This window comes from Cyanobium usitatum str. Tous (genome assembly GCF_963920485.1).
Classification (GTDB): Bacteria; Cyanobacteriota; Cyanobacteriia; order PCC-6307; family Cyanobiaceae; genus Cyanobium_A; species Cyanobium_A usitatum_A.
Genome location: NZ_OY986431.1, coordinates 2,137,178 through 2,153,223, shown reverse-complemented (window position 1 = coordinate 2,153,223; position 16,046 = coordinate 2,137,178). Strand labels below are relative to the sequence as shown.

16 protein-coding genes are annotated in these 16,046 nt (G+C 67.7%); 8 read left to right on the top strand and 8 right to left on the bottom strand.

Going from position 1 to position 16,046, the window contains the following annotated elements:
- Nucleotides 1–43: 43 nt before the first annotated feature.
- The gene (selD, locus tag U9970_RS11715) at nt 44–2,125 is read right to left on the bottom strand and encodes a selenide, water dikinase SelD (RefSeq protein WP_322764333.1); all 2,082 of its coding nucleotides are present in this window, start codon (nt 2,123–2,125) and stop codon (nt 44–46) included.
- Nucleotides 2,115–3,158 carry a UDP-glucose 4-epimerase GalE gene (galE, locus tag U9970_RS11710; protein ID WP_322764332.1) on the bottom strand — a complete coding sequence of 348 codons (1,044 nt, stop codon included), beginning with the start codon at nt 3,156–3,158 and terminating at the stop codon, nt 2,115–2,117. The genes selD and galE overlap by 11 nt, the downstream gene beginning before the upstream one ends.
- Before the next feature lie 52 nt (nt 3,159–3,210).
- Between galE and U9970_RS11705 the strand changes: the two genes are divergently transcribed.
- The 5 genes from U9970_RS11705 (at nt 3,211) to U9970_RS11685 (ending at nt 8,893) form a co-directional block, all read left to right on the top strand.
- On the top strand, nt 3,211–4,590 hold the full coding sequence (locus U9970_RS11705) for a nucleotide sugar dehydrogenase (protein ID WP_322764331.1): 1,380 nt from the start codon (nt 3,211–3,213) through the stop codon (nt 4,588–4,590).
- A gap of 3 nt (nt 4,591–4,593) precedes the next feature.
- Nucleotides 4,594–5,535: a UDP-glucuronic acid decarboxylase family protein gene (locus tag U9970_RS11700; RefSeq protein WP_322764330.1), complete on the top strand. Its 942-nt coding sequence runs from the start codon at nt 4,594–4,596 to the stop codon at nt 5,533–5,535.
- Nucleotides 5,536–5,654: 119 nt separating this feature from the next.
- Nucleotides 5,655–6,674, top strand: a complete 1,020-nt coding sequence (locus U9970_RS11695; protein ID WP_322764329.1) for an NAD-dependent epimerase — start codon at nt 5,655–5,657, stop codon at nt 6,672–6,674.
- Nucleotides 6,675–6,713: 39 nt separating this feature from the next.
- Nucleotides 6,714–8,012 (top strand): histidine--tRNA ligase, encoded by a 1,299-nt coding sequence (gene hisS / locus U9970_RS11690; protein WP_322764328.1) that lies wholly within the window; start codon nt 6,714–6,716, stop codon nt 8,010–8,012.
- Nucleotides 8,013–8,017: 5 nt separating this feature from the next.
- On the top strand, nt 8,018–8,893 hold the full coding sequence (locus U9970_RS11685) for an LpxI family protein (protein ID WP_322764327.1): 876 nt from the start codon (nt 8,018–8,020) through the stop codon (nt 8,891–8,893).
- Here U9970_RS11685 and hisB read toward each other — a convergent pair.
- Together hisB and fabI are read right to left on the bottom strand one after the other, a co-directional pair.
- A complete protein-coding gene (hisB, locus tag U9970_RS11680) occupies nt 8,890–9,480 on the bottom strand; it encodes an imidazoleglycerol-phosphate dehydratase HisB (protein WP_322766126.1) in 591 nt (196 codons plus the stop codon). The two genes, U9970_RS11685 and hisB, sit on opposite strands and share 4 nt — an antisense overlap.
- A gap of 29 nt (nt 9,481–9,509) precedes the next feature.
- Nucleotides 9,510–10,292 (bottom strand): enoyl-ACP reductase FabI, encoded by a 783-nt coding sequence (gene fabI / locus U9970_RS11675; RefSeq protein WP_322764326.1) that lies wholly within the window; start codon nt 10,290–10,292, stop codon nt 9,510–9,512.
- Nucleotides 10,293–10,318: 26 nt separating this feature from the next.
- On the opposite strand from fabI, the gene U9970_RS11670 reads away from it, so the two are divergent.
- Nucleotides 10,319–11,152: an FAD-binding domain-containing protein gene (locus U9970_RS11670; protein WP_322764325.1), complete on the top strand. Its 834-nt coding sequence runs from the start codon at nt 10,319–10,321 to the stop codon at nt 11,150–11,152.
- On the top strand, nt 11,146–11,610 hold the full coding sequence (locus U9970_RS11665) for a cryptochrome/DNA photolyase family protein (RefSeq protein ID WP_322764324.1): 465 nt from the start codon (nt 11,146–11,148) through the stop codon (nt 11,608–11,610). Before U9970_RS11670 ends, U9970_RS11665 begins: the two co-directional genes overlap by 7 nt.
- On the opposite strand, the gene U9970_RS11660 is transcribed toward U9970_RS11665, so the two are convergent.
- Entirely contained in the window at nt 11,519–12,112 is a 594-nt protein-coding gene (locus U9970_RS11660; protein ID WP_322764323.1) for a hypothetical protein, read from the bottom strand. The two genes, U9970_RS11665 and U9970_RS11660, sit on opposite strands and share 92 nt — an antisense overlap.
- A 93-nt stretch (nt 12,113–12,205) precedes the next feature.
- On the opposite strand from U9970_RS11660, the gene U9970_RS11655 reads away from it, so the two are divergent.
- Nucleotides 12,206–13,414, top strand: coding sequence for a DegT/DnrJ/EryC1/StrS family aminotransferase (locus U9970_RS11655; RefSeq protein WP_322766125.1), 1,209 nt, complete (start codon nt 12,206–12,208; stop codon nt 13,412–13,414).
- Here the strand turns inward: U9970_RS11655 and U9970_RS11650 are convergent.
- Genes U9970_RS11650 through folK form a run of 3 tightly spaced genes read right to left on the bottom strand, consistent with a single transcriptional unit; the run spans nt 13,393 to nt 16,041 of the window.
- Complete coding sequence (locus tag U9970_RS11650; protein WP_322764322.1) at nt 13,393–14,853, bottom strand: FAD-binding domain-containing protein; 1,461 nt, start codon at nt 14,851–14,853, stop codon at nt 13,393–13,395. The genes U9970_RS11655 and U9970_RS11650 overlap by 22 nt on opposite strands.
- Nucleotides 14,853–15,413, bottom strand: a complete 561-nt coding sequence (locus tag U9970_RS11645; protein ID WP_322764321.1) for an NUDIX hydrolase — start codon at nt 15,411–15,413, stop codon at nt 14,853–14,855. Before U9970_RS11645 ends, U9970_RS11650 begins: the two co-directional genes overlap by 1 nt.
- A 43-nt stretch (nt 15,414–15,456) precedes the next feature.
- Nucleotides 15,457–16,041 carry a 2-amino-4-hydroxy-6-hydroxymethyldihydropteridine diphosphokinase gene (gene folK, locus U9970_RS11640; RefSeq protein ID WP_322764320.1) on the bottom strand — a complete coding sequence of 195 codons (585 nt, stop codon included), beginning with the start codon at nt 16,039–16,041 and terminating at the stop codon, nt 15,457–15,459.
- Nucleotides 16,042–16,046 lie beyond the last annotated feature (5 nt).

Sequence of the window (16,046 nt, the reverse complement as noted above, 5' to 3'; positions counted from 1 at the left end):
TCGCAGATAAGCCATTGTCGCTGGCGGGTCGGCGCGCCTCCGTTTAGGTGTGCACTTGACCGATCACAGCGGCTTCGCCAAAGCCGGCTTGCTGCAGATCGCTCAGGGCCGCTGCCAGCTGGTCGCCTGGAATCGCCGCCAGCAGGGGGCCGCAGGTCTGGGGATCAATCAGCAGGGCTTGATGAGCTGCATCGGCTTGCCCCTGGAGCTCAATCCGCTCCCCCAGTAGGGCAAGGGCGCTGGCATTAGAAGGGGCCAGGCTGCTGGCCCAGCCTGCGCCCAGCAGGGCTAAGGCCCCGGGCAGGGCCGGGATAGCTGCTGCCGCCAGGGTCACGTGGCAGTTTGCTGGGCTGGCGGCCAGCATTTCGCCCAGATGGCCCAATAGCCCGAAGCCGGTCACGTCGGTGCAGGCCCGGCAGCCGCGGCGGTTGAGTAGCTCCACCAGGCTTGCCTGGCATTGCTGCATCTGGGCTAGGGCGGCGTCTATCCACTGGGGCTGGGCGGCTCCAGCCATGGCCGCAGCAAACAGCACCCCCGTGCCGATGGGCCGGCACAGCAACAGCCCATCGCCGCTGCGCAAGGGCCCCTTGCCCCAGTGCCGCCCAGCGGCTGCCCTGCCGTTCACGCTCAGCACCAAGCTCAGGCCAGCGGGGTTGGCCGGGCTGGCTTGGCTGTCGCGGGCCTCCAGGGAATGGCCGCCGATCAGGCGGGCCCCGAGCGGCTGCAGCACCGATTGGACGCCGGCCAGGGTGTCGCTGAGCAGGTCTGCCTGCAGGGCGGGAGCCAGCTCAGGCAGGGTGACCACCGCTTGCAGGCTTTCCACCTGGGCGCCACTGGCCCAGATATCACTGCAGGCATGCAGGGTGGTGAGCCGGGCATTGAGCCAGGCGTCGGCCACCAGGGCCGGAAAGCCATCGACGCTCTGCAGCAGCAGGGACCCATCGCCTGTCTGGGCGATCACCGCGGCGTCCTCGGCGCTGCCCGGGGTGCCGCCTCCGAGGCCATTGCGTGCCAGGGCGTCTTGCAGGGGACTGGCGGCCAATTTGGCGGCGCAGCCCCGGCAGGCCATCGCTGCGCCCCCATCTGGGCCCATGGCCTTCAGCTCGCTGAAGCCGGCCATGAAGCGCCGATCCACGGCCTGCTTCCAGCGCCACAGCAGCGGGCTGGGGCCCAGGGCCCATGGACCCCAGAACGCCACCGCCTGGGGTCTGGTGTTGCTGCCATCGCCCAGCAGCTGCAGCGCCCAGGGCTGGGGCCGCCAGGGCCGCAGCTGGCGGCCCGCCACCACTGCCGTCAGGTTGTGGGCCAGGGTTTGGGCGCAGCGCACAGCCCAGACACCGGAGGCGGGCCGGGGCCTGCTGGCGATCACGCCGCAGTCGCCGCTGGCGAACAGCCTCGGCTGCTCCCTTACCTGCAGGCTGGCCTCAGTGAGCAGGCGCCCCTCGCTGTTGCAGGCCAGGCCTGAGGCGGCAAGCCAGCGGGGTGCGCGGCTGCCTGTGCAGGCCAGGTCGGCGGCGGCGTCATCCGGGCAGTTGGCTTCGATGGCAATGCCGGCGCTCTTAAGTAGCTGCTTCCCCAATTGGTTGGCTGCCTTTGAGCCCAGATTCAGCTGGGTGCCGCGTAGCAGCAGCTTGGGCTGCTGGCCCCTCGCCCGCAGGGCCAGGGCCACCTCCACGGCTGCGGCGCCGCCACCGCGGATGCGGACGCTGCCTGATTTGGGCTGGCTGCACCAGTGCAAGAAGGGCTCCAAGGGCTTTACCGCCATGGCCGCATGGGCTGGGGCGCCGGTTTCTGCGCCCACATCGAGGCTGAGCCAGTCCCAGCGCAGGTTGGGCCGCCCCGCAAGTGCCAGCTCCTGGCCCACGGGATCAATCGCCGTGATCTCTGCCTGCACAAAGGTCACCCCCGCCAGCAGGCAAAGGCGGCGCAGGTCGATGGCGCAGGCGGCTGGCTCATAAAGACCGGCGACCAGCCCCGGCACCATGCCCGAATAGAGGGTGGTGCTGTGGCGGCTCACCAGGGTGATCCAGGCTGCCGGCCGCTGCCGGCCCATGGCCCACATGCGCAGCACCAGGGCGTGACTGTGGCCGCCACCGGCTAGCACCAGCCTCGCTTCAGCTGCCATAACCCTCGGGATTGGCCTGCTGCCAGGTCCAGCCGTCGCGGCACATCTCCTCCAGGGAGCGGCGGGTGCGCCAGCCGAGTCGTGTAGTTGCCAGGCGCGGATCGGCCACGGTGCTGGCCGCGTCTCCGTCTCGCCTTCCCACAACGGTGTACGGAACTGAACGGCCACTGGCTAGCTCGAAGGCCCTCACCACCTCCAGCACCGAGTGGCCCTGGCCGCTGCCCAGGTTGAGGCTGAGCAGCTGGGGGGGCTCGGCCAGCAGCACATCCAGGGCGGCCCGGTGGCCCTCAGCGAGGTCCATCACATGGATGTAGTCGCGGATGCCGCTGCCATCGGGTGTGGGCCAGTCGCCGCCAAATACCTGCAGGCAGTCGCGACGCCCCACCGCCACCTGGCTCACAAAGGGGAACAGGTTGTTGGGTATGCCCCTGGGGTCCTCGCCAATGCGGCCACTGGGGTGGGCTCCCACTGGATTGAAATAGCGCAGCCGGGCGATGCGCCAGCCCGCTTCGCTGGCCGCCAGATCGGCTAGCAGCTGCTCCACTGCTGCCTTGCTGTGGCCGTAGGGGTTGATCGGCTGGATGGCTGCAGATTCACTGATCGGTGTTTGTTCGGGTAGGCCGTAAACCGTGCAGCTGCTGCTGAACACAAGGCTGCGGCAGCCATGGGCCTGCATTGCTTCCAGTAGCTGGCGCGAGCCACAGAGGTTCACGTCCCAGTAACGCAGCGGCTCGCGCACCGATTCACCCACCGCCTTGAGGCCGGCGAAGTGGACCACGGCTGAGATTGGCTGGCCGGCCGGGGCCGCCGCGAAAGCCCGCTCCAGATCTGCAGCGGAGCGAATGTCTCCCTCCACCAGCTGCAGCCGGCCGGCTGCGGAGGGGCCGGCGAGCTCGAGCACGCGCTTGAGGCTCTCGGGTGAGCTGTTGTCGAAGTTGTCGAGCACCACCAGGTTGTGGCCCGCCTCCAGCAGCACCAGACAGCTGTGGCTGCCGATGAAGCCAGCACCTCCGGTGATCAACAGCTGGGCCATGGAGGTAATTCGTGCTTAAGGAATAGTCTCTCGTTCTGGCTATGTGAGTTCCATGGGATTGCCCACCATCCGCTCCATCTGCTGCATAGGAGCGGGTTACGTAGGCGGGCCCACCATGGCGGTGATTGCAGATCGCTGCCCGGATGTGCAGGTGACTGTGGTGGACCTCAGCGCTGAGCGGATTGCAGCCTGGAATGGCGCCGATCTAAGCCGCCTACCTGTGTATGAGCCGGGTCTCGATGCGGTAGTGGGCCGCTGCCGGGGCCGCAATTTGCACTTTTCCACGGCTGTGGAGGAGACAATCGCTGCGGCGGATCTGGTGTTCATCTCGGTGAACACTCCCACTAAAACGAAAGGGCTGGGTGCCGGCCAGGCCAGCGACCTGAAGTGGGTGGAGGCGAGTGCCCGCACGGTGGCAAAAGCTGCCCAGGGCCACACGATCGTGGTGGAGAAGAGCACGCTGCCGGTGCGCACCGCTGAGGTGATTCAGGAGATCCTGGCTTCAGCGGAGGGAGCCAAGAGCTTTGCGGTGCTCTCCAACCCCGAATTCCTGGCGGAGGGCACAGCTATTGCCGATCTGGAGAAGCCAGATCGGGTGCTGATCGGTGGCCAGGACCCCGAGGCGATAGAGGCCCTGGCGGCGATTTACGGCCAGTGGGTGGCGCCCCAGAAGATCCTGCGCACCAACCTCTGGAGTAGCGAGCTCTCCAAGCTCACGGCTAATGCCTTTTTGGCGCAGCGGATCAGCTCGATCAACAGCATTGCGGCTTTCTGCGAGGCCACTGGCGCCAATGTGCGCGAGGTGGCCCGGGCGATTGGCGCCGACAGCCGCATCGGCGAGAAGTTTCTGCAGGCGGGTCCGGGCTTCGGCGGCAGCTGCTTTCAGAAGGACATCTTGAATTTGGTCTACCTGTGCCGGCACTACGGGCTGGAGGAGGTGGCGGCCTACTGGGAGCAGGTGGTGAGGCTGAACCACTGGCAGCAGCAGCGCATAGCCCGGCTGGTGATCAGCAAGCTGTTTGGCACGGTGAGCGGCAAGCGGATCGGCGTGCTGGGGTTTGCTTTTAAGGCCGATACCAATGACACACGGGAATCACCGGCGATCCGTATCTGCCGGGACCTGCTGGAGGAGGGGGCGGTGCTGCAGATAGTCGATCCCAAGGTGAGCGAGAGCCAAATGGCCCGCGACTTGGGGCAACCGGCCGGCGCTGGCGAGGGCAGCTGGCAGCAGGTGCCGGAGGTGCAGCAGGCGGCCAGCGGCGCCGATGCCCTGCTGCTGCTCACCGAGTGGCAGCAATTTGCTGTGATCGACTGGCAGCAAGTGGCGGCGCTGATGCGCCAGCCGGCCTGGCTGTTTGATGCTCGCGCCAAGGCGGATGCGGCTGCAGCCCGGGCGGCGGGGCTGCAGGTGTGGTCCGTGGGGGAGGGCTGAGCCATGCCCGCTTCCCTCCCCCGCAACCTGATCACCGGCGGCGCCGGTTTTGTGGGCTCTCACCTGGTGGACCGGCTGATGGAGGCCGGCGAGGAGGTGATCTGCCTCGATAACTACTTCACCGGCCGCAAGGCCAACATCAGCCAGTGGATCGGCCATCCGCGCTTTGAGCTGATCCGCCACGACGTCACCGAGCCGATCCGGTTGGAGGTGGACCGGATCTGGCATCTGGCCTGCCCGGCCTCGCCGGTGCACTACCAGCACAACCCGATCAAAACCGCCAAAACCAGCTTCCTGGGCACCTACAACATGCTGGGCCTGGCGCGGCGGGTGGGGGCGCGGTTGCTGCTGGCCAGCACCTCTGAGGTGTATGGCGATCCGGAGGTGCATCCCCAGCCGGAGAGCTACCGCGGCTGCGTCAACACCATTGGATTGCGCAGCTGCTACGACGAGGGCAAGCGCATCGCCGAAACGCTGTGCTTTGACTACCGGCGCATGCACGGGGTGGAGATCCGGGTGGCGCGGATCTTCAATACCTATGGGCCAAGGATGCTGCCCGATGACGGCCGGGTGGTGAGCAACTTCATCGTGCAGGCCCTGCGCGGTGAACCGCTCACCCTTTATGGCGATGGCAGCCAGACCCGCTCCTTTTGCTACGTGGATGATCTGGTGGAGGGGCTGATCCGGTTGATGAATGGGGCCCACACCGGCCCGATCAACATTGGCAACCCCGGCGAGTTCACGATCCGCCAGCTGGCCGAGCTGGTGCGCGCCCGGATTAACCCCGACCTGCCCCTGATCGAACAACCCCTGCCCGCTGACGACCCGCTGCAACGCCAACCGGTGATCGAGTTGGCGCAGCGGGAGCTGGGCTGGCAGCCCACGGTGCCGCTGGAGCAGGGGCTGGAGCCCACGATCGCTTACTTCCGGGAGGCGATCGGCTGAATGTCCATGGCCCCGTTCCGCAAGCTGCTCTCCCTGATTTCGTACAGGTTGTACAGAATCCGTCACGGGATGCCGTGGAGCTTGCAGGCGGTTCCCTCCGCAGGTGCGGAGCCCCTCCCATGACTATTTTCTTGACTGGTGCCGCTGGCTTCATCGGTGCAGCCGTGTGCGAGCGCTTGTTGGTTCGCGGCGAGCGGGTGGTGGGGTTCGACAACTTCAATCCCTATTACGACCCCGCCCTGAAACGGGCCCGGATTGCCCAGCTCCAGGTCACGGCGGCTCGTACAGACACCTCCTGGGCGCTGATCGAAGCCGATCTGGAGGATCGGGCGGCGGTGGAAGCAGCTTTCACGCAGCACAAGCCCACCACCGTGATCCATCTGGCGGCCCAGGCTGGGGTGCGGCACTCGATTGAGAATCCGGCCGCCTACATCCAGGCCAACCTGGTGGGTTTTGGCCACATCCTTGAGGGATGCCGCCACCACGGCGTTGAGCATCTGGTGTATGCCTCCAGTAGCTCGGTGTATGGCGGCAACACCAACCTGCCGTTTACGGAGCACCAGCCGGTGAATCACCCGGTGAGCCTGTACGCGGCCACTAAGAAAGCCAATGAATTGATGGCCCACACCTACAGCAATCTCTATGGGCTACCGGCCACGGGGCTGCGCTTTTTCACCGTGTACGGCCCCTGGGGCCGGCCCGATATGGCGCCGATGCTGTTTGCCAAGGCGATCCTGGCCGGCGAGCCGATCCGGGTGTTCAACCAGGGCCGCATGCGCCGCGATTTCACCTACATCGACGACATCGTGACCGGGGTGATCGCCTGCGCCGACAAGCCGGCCAGCGCCGACCCCAGTTTTGACACCGCGGCTCCAGACCCTGCCACCAGCTGGGCGCCGCACCGCTTGTTCAATATCGGCAACAGCCAGCCGGTGCAGCTGCTGTATTTCATTGAGCTGCTTGAGCGGGCATTAGGTCGGCAGGCGATCCGCGACCTGCAGCCCATGCAACCCGGCGATGTGGAGGCCACCGCCGCCGATACGAGCTTGCTCGAGGCCTGGGTGGGCTTCCGCCCCTCCACCTCGATCGAGGCGGGGGTTGAACGCTTCGCCCGCTGGTATCAAGCCAGCTACGCCTGAGCGCCGGCAGGCAGACTCACCCCACTTGCTGCTTTCGGTTTGGCATCGCTGCAGAGCCTGCGTGGCATGGCCGATCTGCTGCCAGAGCAGATTCGCCTGTGGCAGCACATTGAAGCTACGGCCCGCGAGCACTTCCGCCGCAGTGCCATCACTGAGATCCGCACCCCCCTGCTGGAGGTCACCGAGCTCTTCGCCCGTGGCATCGGCGAGGCCACCGACGTGGTGGGCAAGGAGATGTACACCTTTCTCGATCGCGGCGAGCGCAGCTGCACCCTGCGGCCGGAGGGCACGGCGTCGGTGGTGCGGGCGGCGATCCAGCACGGCCTGCTGAGCCAGGGCCCCCAGCGCCTCTGGTATGGCGGGCCGATGTTCCGCTACGAGCGCCCCCAGGCGGGCCGGCTGCGTCAGTTCCACCAGATCGGGTTGGAGCTGCTCGGTTTTGCCGATGCCTGCAGTGACGTGGAGGCCATCGCCGTGGCCTGGGATCTGCTGGCCGAGCTGGGGGTGGGCGGGCTGGAGCTGCAGCTCAATTCCCTCGGCAGCAGCGAAGACCGGGCCCGCTACCGCGAGCTGCTGGTGGCCTGGCTGGAGCAGCGGCGCGACCAGCTCGATGCCGATTCCCAGGCCCGCATCCTCAGCAACCCCCTGCGGGTGCTCGATTCCAAGAACTCCGATACCCAGGCCTTGCTGGCGGAGGCCCCCAGCCTGGCCTCCGCTCTCAGCGACGCCAGCCAGGCCCGCTTTGCGGCGGTGCAGCAGGCCCTCACGGCCCTGGGGATCCCCTTTGTGCTCAACCCCCGGCTGGTGCGGGGCCTCGATTACTACAGCCACACCGCCTTTGAGATCACCAGCAGCCAGCTGGGGGCGCAGGCCACCGTGTGCGGTGGTGGCCGCTACGACGGCCTGGTGCAGCAGCTGGGCGGCCCGCCCACGCCGGCGATCGGCTGGGCCCTGGGCATGGAGCGGCTGGTGCTGCTGCTCAGTCAGGCCGAGGCCCCGCCGGCAGCTGCCCCCGCCCTCGATCTTTATGTGGTCAGCCGTGGCGAGGCCGCGGCAGCGCTGGCTCTGGCCCTGGCGCGGCGCTGCCGCCAGGCCGGACTGGCGGTGGAGAGGGATGCCAGTGGCGCGGCTTTTGGCAAGCAGTTCAAACGGGCCGACCGCTCCGGCGCCCGCTGGGCGGCGGTGATCGGCGAGCAGGAGGCGCTAGAGGGGGTGGTGGGGCTCAAGGATCTGCGCGCTGGCACTGAGCAAGCCGATCAGCGACTCACCCCTGAGGCCCTGCTTGAGGCCATGACGCCACAGGACCTGTCCACCGATGGGGGCCAGGCCAGGGTGTAGGGCCTTTGACTAGCCAAGCAACAAGCCGCGGAGCAGTTTCGGCCCTGATGGGTGATCCGACCGTCGCGATCATTGCTGGTGAGGGCGTGTTGCCTCGGATGCTCTCGGAGGCTCTCAGCCGTGCGGGGCGGCCCCATATCGCCTGCTACCCCCACGGCCTGGAGGTAGAGGTGCCGGCGGCTGAGGAGTTTTTCTTCGAACGCTCGATCGCCTTCATCAAGTCTCTGCAGCAGCGCGGCATCGAGCAGATCGTGATGGTGGGCAAGTTTGTGCGGCCCCGGTCGCTCAACCTGCTGCGCTTCGAGGGTTCCACCTTGATGGCGGCACCCCGCATCCTGGCTTCGCTGCGCAATGGCGACGATGCCTCCCTGCGGGCCCTGGCCCAGATCATCGAGGAGCACGGCTTGAAGGTGGTGGGCATCGAAGATGTGGCTCCAAATCTGCTGCCGGAGCCGGGCTTGTATGCCAGCAGCGTGCCCAGCGATCTGGACCGGGCCGATGTGGAGCGGGCCGCTTACATCGTGGAGGCCATCTCCCAGGTGGATGTGGGCCAGGGAGCGGTGGTGGCTAAGGGGCTGTGCCTGGCCACCGAGGCGTTGCCAGGCACCGATGCCATGCTCGAGTGGGTGGCAGCCACGCGTCCGGAACGACCGGAAACGGGCCGCTCCGGCGTGCTTTATAAGGCCCCCAAGCTCAACCAAGACCGGCGCATGGACCTGCCCGGCATCGGCCCCACCACCGTGGCCAAGGCCGCTGCAGCAGGTTTGGCCGGCATCGCCTGGGAAGCCCGCAGCGCCCTGTTGCTGGATGCGGAGCAAACGATGGCGGATGCCGAGCGGCTGGGGTTGTTTTTGTGGTCGCGGGAGTCTGATCAGGGTTAGGCGAGCATTCCCTTGCTGCTCGGCACCGCACCCGCCCGGCGCGGATCGAGCTCCGTCGCCTGGCGCAGCGCCCGGGCGAACGCCTTGAAGCAGGCCTCCACGATGTGGTGGGAATTAACCCCATCGAGCTGGCGGATGTGCAGGGTGAGGCCGGCGTTGTTGGCCACCGCCACGAAAAACTCTTTGACCAGCTCGGTGTCGTAGCTGCCGATCTTCTGGGCCGGGATCGTTAGCCCGTAGCTGATGTGGGGCCGGCCGGAGCAGTCGAGCGCCACCTGCACCAGGGCCTCATCCAGTGGCGCCACGAAGTGACCGAAGCGGTGGATGCCGCGCCGATCCCCCAAGGCCTCGGCCAGGGCCTGGCCCACGGCAATGCCCACGTCTTCGTTGGTGTGGTGATCGTCGATATGGGTGTCCCCCACCGCCTTGATCTCCAGGTCGAGCAGGCCGTGGCTGCTGATCTGGTGGAGCATGTGGTCAAGGAAGGGCACGCCCGTGTTCACTGCACAGCGGCCGCTGCCGTCGAGCCCCAGGCTCACGCGCACGTCTGTTTCGCCGGTGACGCGGTGGATGCTGCCGGTGCGCATGGGGATCTCCGTTGGGGCCAGTGTGGCGCTCACATGCCGGTGATGCAGTAGCCGGCGTCCACATAGATCACCTGGCCGGTGATGCCGGAGGCCAGGGGGCTGGCCAGGAAGGCGGCGGTGCTGCCCACTTCCTCCTGGGTCACGGTGCGCTGCAGGGGCGCTTTGGCCTCCACGTTGTGGATCATGTCGAGGATGCCGCCGATTGCGCTGCTGGCCAGGGTGCGGATCGGTCCGGCGCTGATGGCGTTGACGCGCACCTGCTTCTCGGGGCCCAGCTCAGCTGCCAGATAGCGCACCGAGGCCTCCAGGGCCGCCTTGGCCACGCCCATCACGTTGTAGTTGGGGATGGCACGCTCAGCTCCTAGATAGCTCAGCGTGATCACGCTGGCGCCGGGGTTGAAAAGAGGTTTGGCGAAGCGGCACAGGGGCGCCAGGGAGTAGGCGCTCACCTCCAGGGCCCGGGCAAAGCCCTCGGGGCTGATGGCGGAATAGTCGCCAATCAGCTCCTCCTTGCCGGCGAAGGCCAGGCAGTGCACCAGCACGTCGATCGAGCCCCACTGCTCGGCCACCCTGGCAAACACCGCTTCGATCTGGGCGGGGTCCTGCACGTTGAGGGGCTCGAACAGGCTGGGTGCCAGCGGCGCGGTGAGCTCGCGCACCTTGCCCTCGAAGCGGCCCTTCTCATCTGGCAGGTAGGTCACGCCCAGCTCCGCTCCGGCGGCATGCAGCTGCTGGGCGATGCCCCAGGCGATCGACTTGTTGTTGGCGATGCCGGTAACCAGGGCCTTTTTGCCGCGCAGATCGAGGAGCATGGGAGTAGTGGCCAGGAGCCGGAACGATGCGATCGGGCGATTCTCTCCCACCCGGCGATCTGCCCCGCCAGTTCGCCAATCGCGAGGCGCTGGAGGCGACCCTGCGCCAGCTGTTTCCTCAGGCCCCAGGTGGGTTGAGCCCGATCCTGGGCGGGCGCCGGGCGGCTGAAACGGCGCTGGCTGCCATCGACCCGGCCGCCTATGGCCGCAGCCGCAACAACCTCGATGGGGCTGTGACGCGCCTCTCGCCCCATATCCGCCACGGCGTGCTCAGCCTGGCGGAGGTGCGTGAGGCGGTGTTTGCCTGGCTGGAGCGCAGCGGCCAGCCGCCGGTAGCGGCCCAAAAATTAATCAACGAGCTGGGTTGGCGCGACTATTGGCAGCGGCTCTGGCGCCAGCTGGGCGATGGCATCTGGCGCGACCAGGAGCCGCTCAAGACCGGCCATCCCCCCGAGCGCTACGCCGCCGCGCTGCCGGCCGACCTGCTCGAGGCCCGCACCGGCCTGGCCTGCATGGATGGCTTTGCCAGTGAACTGATCCACACCGGCTGGCTGCACAACCATGCCCGCATGTGGCTGGCGGCCTACGTGGTGCACTGGCGGCGGATCCAGTGGCAGGCGGGTGCCCGCTGGTTTCTGCAGCATCTGCTCGATGGCGACCCCGCCAGCAACAACCTCAGCTGGCAGTGGGTTGCCAGCAGCTTCAGCAGCAAGCCCTACCTGTTTAACCGGGAAAACCTGGAGCGCTTCAGCTCCGGCCGCTTTTGCCGCGACTGCGCCCTGGCTGGTGCGGGCTGCCCCTTTGAAGCCAGCTACGAGCAGTTGCAGGCAGACCTTTTCCCAGGCGCCAGCCCGTGCTGAAGCCCGTGCTCTGGATCCATGGCGAGGCCCTAGGGCCCGCTAATCCCGCCCTGGTGGCCCATCCGGCGGCGCCGGCGGTGTTTGTGTTCGACCGGGAGCTCATTGAGACCCAGCGCCTCAGCCTCAAGCGGCTGGGCTTTCTCTATGAGTGTTTGCTGGAGCTGCCGGTGACCCTGCGCCACGGCGACGTGGTCCAGGAGGTGCTGAGCTTCGCTCGCCGCCATGGGGCTGATGGTGTGGTCACCAGCGCTGCGGTGGATCCGCGCTTTGGGCTCTTGCGGGAGCGGATCGCCACCCACTTGCCGGTTCAGGTGCTGGAGCCCGAACCCTTCGTGGCGCTGCCGGAACCGCTGGATCTGCGCCGCTTTAGTCGTTACTGGCGCCGGGCTGAGCCGGTGCTGTGGGGGCGGGGTTCAGCAGCCGCTCCTCCTGCTCCAGCACCTCGTTGGGATCGCTGAGCAGGTCTGCTTCCTCCAGCAGCGGGTAGGGCTCCGGCTTGATTTCGGCGGCGTTGCGGGGCGGCTCCAGCCAGCTGAAGCTGCTGCGGGGGGCCTGTTGCTGACAGAGGGCCTCGCTCTGCTGGCGCAGGGCCCGGCGCACGTCCTGGCGGGCGACGGCCTGGAAGAACTCTTGGCGCGGCGCCAGGCCCGAGCTGAATGGGGCCGTGCCGTTGCCGTTGAACAGCCGGGCCGCATCGGCGCTCCAGCGGGGCTTGCAGCTGCCGCTCTGGCGGGTGTCGGTGTCGATCCAGATGTGCAGGCCGTAGCCATCGGGCTGACTCACCACGGCCAGGCCGTCGTTGGGCAGGCGCCGCTGCAGCGGGTAGATCGCCCAGGTGGGATGGCGGTGGGCCGGCACGCAGGCGCTCAGTAAGGCGGTGCCGACCACGCTGGCAAGCCCACTGGCCAGGGCATGTTGTCTTCGCCGAGCTGGGATCATCGCCGGGCTTCCGTGGCGCATGGTGAGTTGATCATGGCCCGGCCCCACTTGGGTCAACCACCAACTGGCATCCGGCCACCAAGGCGTAGGCCTGAAAGGCGTAAATTGCCCGCTATGCAAGTGCCCCCCTTCAGCCTTAGCGATCAGCTTCAAGGGCTGGGAGCAGCTCTAGATCAGGCTGTGCTTGAGGTTTTGCGCAGCGGTCAATACATCGGCGGCGCCACGATCGCCCGCTTTGAGCAGGATTTTGCTGAGGCCTGTCGAGTTCCCCACGCCATCGGCTGCAACAGCGGCACCGATGCCCTGATCCTGGCCCTGCGGGGCTTGGGCATCGGTCCAGGCGATGAGGTGATCACGGCTTCTTTCAGCTTCTTTGCCACCGCTGAAGCGATCAGCGCCGTGGGCGCCACGCCGGTGTTTGTCGATGTGGAGGAGAGCAGCTACCTGATCGATCTCGATCAGTTGGAGGCGGCGATCACGCCGGCCACCCGGGCCCTGCTGCCGGTGCACCTGTTTGGGCGTCCCGTGGACATGGAGCGGGTGTGTGCCATCGCTGAGCGCCATGGCCTCAAGGTGGTCGAAGATTGTGCCCAGGCCACCGGTGCCAGCTGGGCGGGCCGGCCCGTGGGCAGCTGGGGGGATGTGGGCTGTTTCAGCTTTTTTCCCACCAAGAATCTGGGTGCCGCTGGTGATGGAGGGGCGATCACCTGCCGCGATGCCGAGCTAGCCCAGGCCATGCGGGAGCTGGCGGTGCACGGCATGCCCCGCCGCTACCTGCACACGGCTCTGGGCTACAACAGCCGCCTTGACGCCATGCAGGCGGCGGTGCTCAACGTCAAGCTGCCCCACCTGCCTCGCTGGGTTGAGCGCCGCGGTGCTATCGCCCGGCACTACCGCGAGCATTTGGCCGCCCTTTCGGGTGTCGCCTTGCCAGAGCTTGGCCCAGATGGCCACAGCTGGAACCAGTTCGTTCTGAGGGTGCCCCGATGCGCTGCGGCCCAGGCCTGTGCTGAGTCCGGTGTCTCCTGTACGCCGGCTCCAGATAGCGCCAGTTTTGGTTTGCCGGAGGCCTGCTGCCGCGACTGGCTCAAGCAGCAGCTCCAGGATGCTGGGGTCAGCACGATCATCTATTACCCAATCCCAATCCACCGCCAGCCGGCCTATGCCGATCTGGGCTACGGGCCCGGATCCCTGCCGGTCACCGAGCGTCTCTGCACCGAGGTGCTCAGTCTGCCGATCTTCCCAGAGCTCAGCGGCGAGCAGCAGCAGCGGGTGGTCGAGGTGCTGCGCACCGTGGTGGCTCAGCCCTTGATCGCGGCGTAGAGGGCCTTGAAGCGGGCCTGCTGGATCTTGTGGTTCACCAGTGGGGCCGGGTAGCCGCGGCGCTCCAGCGGGGCTATCTCCCCACTGATCAGGTCGCGAGTGGCCACATGGCGCAGCTCCGGCAGCCAGGTGCGGATATAGGCGCCATCGGCATCGAATTTGGAGGCCTGGGTGGCCGGGTTGAAGATGCGCAGGGGTTTGGGGTCCATGCCGCTGCTAGCGCTCCACTGCCAGCCGCCGTTGTTGGCTGCCAAGTCGCCATCCACCAGGCGCGCCATGAAGGCCGCTTCGCCCCAGCGCCAGTCGCAGATCAGGTCCTTCACCAGGAAGGAGGCCACGATCATGCGGCAGCGGTTGTGCATCCAGCCGCTCTCATTTAGCTGGCGCATGGCGGCGTCGATGATCGGCATGCCCGTGAGCCCCTCGCGCCAGGCTTCAAACCAGCCGCTGTCGTTGTCCCAGGGGAAGGCGCGCCACTGGGGCCGGTAGGGCCCTTCGGCCAGCTCCGGAAAGTGAAACAGTGCCTGCTGGTAAAACTCGCGCCAGGCCAGTTCCTGCTCCCACACCTGGATTGAGTGCAGCTCCTCCTCGCTGCGGGCCAGCTGCCGGGCCTGCTGGGCGGCGGCCCAGGCCTGCCTTGGGCTGAGCGTGCCGAACTTGAGGGCGGCGCTGAGCCCTGAGGTGCCCGCTTCGCCGGGGATGTTGCGTCCCGGTTCGTAGCCAAGCAGCGCAATGGAGCGGCCATCGCCATCGCAGAAGGCCTGCAGCTGCTGTTGGGCCGCCTGTTCGCCGGGCCGGCAGGGGCAGAGCTCAGCGCCCCTAAAGCCATGCTCCAGCTCTGGGCTCACCAGTGGCAGCCCACTGAGCTGGGCGGAATCGCAATCCATCAGGGCGCTCGGCGCCGGCAGGGGATCCAGGCCACCCGAGGCTGCGGAACCCAGGGCGCTCGCCTCCTCCACCCAGCGGCGCCAGCTGCGCCAGTAGGGCCCGTACACCCGGTAGGGGTCGCCGGCGCCGGTTTTGATGGCCTCCGGCGCCACCAGCAGCTGGTCCCAGTCGGCCAGCACCTTGCGCCCCTCCGCCTGCAGCGCCCGCGCCACCCGCCGGTCGCGCTCGCGCCCGAAGGGTTCCACGTCCCGGTTCCACGCCACCACTTCGGCGCCCAGGCCAGCGGCCAGGCGGGGTAGTAGCTCGGCGGGGTCGCCGCTCAGGATCACCAGCCGGCTGCCGGCCTGCTGCCAGGCCTGCTGCAGCTCCCGCAGGCTCTCAGACAGAAACCACAGCCGCCCCGGGGCCATGCTGGGCTCCGACAGGATGGCGGGATCCAGCACGAACACCCCCGTCACCACTGGAGTGGCGGCGGCGGCCGCCGCCAGGCCCCGGTTGTCGGCCAGGCGCAGGTCGCGGCGATGCCAGAAAAGCCAGCGCTCCGGAGCCATTAGATCCCCAGCAGTTGCTTGGCCCGCAGCCAGGCGGTGACGCTCTTGCCATCGAGGTATTCGTCGCCGCTGGCCAGGGCCGCATCCAGTTCGCCGGGCTCCATCAGCAGCACCTCCAGGTCCTCGTCGTCATCGCCAGCGGGGGGCTCGGCCAGGGGGCTGAGGTCGCGGGCCAGAAACAGGTGGATCACCTCGTCGGAGTAGCCAGGGCAGGGCAGCATCGCCCCCAGGGGATCCCAGCGGCTGGCGCTGTAGCCGGCCTCCTCCTGCAGCTCCCGCTGCATGGTGCTGAGCGGGTCTTCGCCCTCATCGAGGGTGCCGGCCGGAAATTCCAGCAGCCGGGTGGCCACGGCGAAGCGGTATTGGCGCAGCACCACAATGCGGCCGTCCGCGAGCACCGGCACGGCCAGGGAGGCGCCGGGGTGGCGGATCAAGCCAAAAGTGCCCACCACGCCCATCGGCAGCTCGACGCGGTTGACCTCAAAGCGGATCTTGCGGGCATCCAGCACCGCGGTGGTTTCCAGGTGACGCGAGGGCTCAGGAGCGGGGAGGGGCGCCATGGCTGGGCTTGTCGCGGGTCGGTGGGGCCAGCATCGCGCAGGGCTACCCCAGCTGCTCGGGCCAGCCGGGTCTGCCAGCCAGCGCTAGGACCGCGCACCCAGGTTCTGGGGCCAGGCCTGCCAGGGCAGCCAGCGGCGCCAGCACAAAGTCTCGCTGCCGCCATAGCGGGTGGGGCAACTGGAGGCGGGGGGTGTGGCAGCTCAGATCCCCCCACCAGAGCAGGTCGAGGTCGAGGCTGCGGGGGGTCCAGCGCGCCTGACGCTCCCGGCCGAAGTCATGCTCCAGCGTTTGCAATTGCTCCAGCAGAGCTTCACCGGCTGCTGCCCTTGCCCCATCAGCTCCCAGCCCTGCCACCAGGCCGTCCACCACTAGGACCGCATTGATATAGGTCGGCTGGCCTGGGGGGCCGCCTACCGGTTCGGTCTCAAACAGAGGAGACCAGCGGAAGCCGGTGGGCCCCGAGCTGAGGCCCTGGCCCCACTGGCGCAGGCTGGCTTCGAGCAGGGGCCGCACGGCGATTAGGGTGGCTATCGGGCCACCGCAGTGGCTGGGCAGGTTGGCGCCTAGGGCGATGGCCAGGGTTGCCGCTTCACTGCCTCTGGGCTGATCAGCGAGACTGGCTGGCACGTGAA

Bases quoted from the DNA above. Each gene is read 5' to 3' on its own strand.
- selD (WP_322764333.1), bottom strand. From the start codon at position 2,125: ATGGCAGCTGAAGCGAGGCTGGTGCTAGCCGGTGGCGGCCACAGTCAC.
- galE (WP_322764332.1), bottom strand. From the start codon at position 3,158: ATGGCCCAGCTGTTGATCACCGGAGGTGCTGGCTTCATCGGCAGCCAC.
- U9970_RS11705 (WP_322764331.1), top strand. From the start codon at position 3,211: ATGGGATTGCCCACCATCCGCTCCATCTGCTGCATAGGAGCGGGTTAC.
- U9970_RS11700 (WP_322764330.1), top strand. From the start codon at position 4,594: ATGCCCGCTTCCCTCCCCCGCAACCTGATCACCGGCGGCGCCGGTTTT.
- U9970_RS11695 (WP_322764329.1), top strand. From the start codon at position 5,655: ATGACTATTTTCTTGACTGGTGCCGCTGGCTTCATCGGTGCAGCCGTG.
- hisB (WP_322766126.1), bottom strand. From the start codon at position 9,480: ATGCGCACCGGCAGCATCCACCGCGTCACCGGCGAAACAGACGTGCGC.
- fabI (WP_322764326.1), bottom strand. From the start codon at position 10,292: ATGCTCCTCGATCTGCGCGGCAAAAAGGCCCTGGTTACCGGCATCGCC.
- U9970_RS11670 (WP_322764325.1), top strand. From the start codon at position 10,319: ATGCGATCGGGCGATTCTCTCCCACCCGGCGATCTGCCCCGCCAGTTC.
- U9970_RS11660 (WP_322764323.1), bottom strand. From the start codon at position 12,112: ATGCGCCACGGAAGCCCGGCGATGATCCCAGCTCGGCGAAGACAACAT.
- U9970_RS11655 (WP_322766125.1), top strand. From the start codon at position 12,206: ATGCAAGTGCCCCCCTTCAGCCTTAGCGATCAGCTTCAAGGGCTGGGA.
- U9970_RS11650 (WP_322764322.1), bottom strand. From the start codon at position 14,853: ATGGCTCCGGAGCGCTGGCTTTTCTGGCATCGCCGCGACCTGCGCCTG.
- U9970_RS11645 (WP_322764321.1), bottom strand. From the start codon at position 15,413: ATGGCGCCCCTCCCCGCTCCTGAGCCCTCGCGTCACCTGGAAACCACC.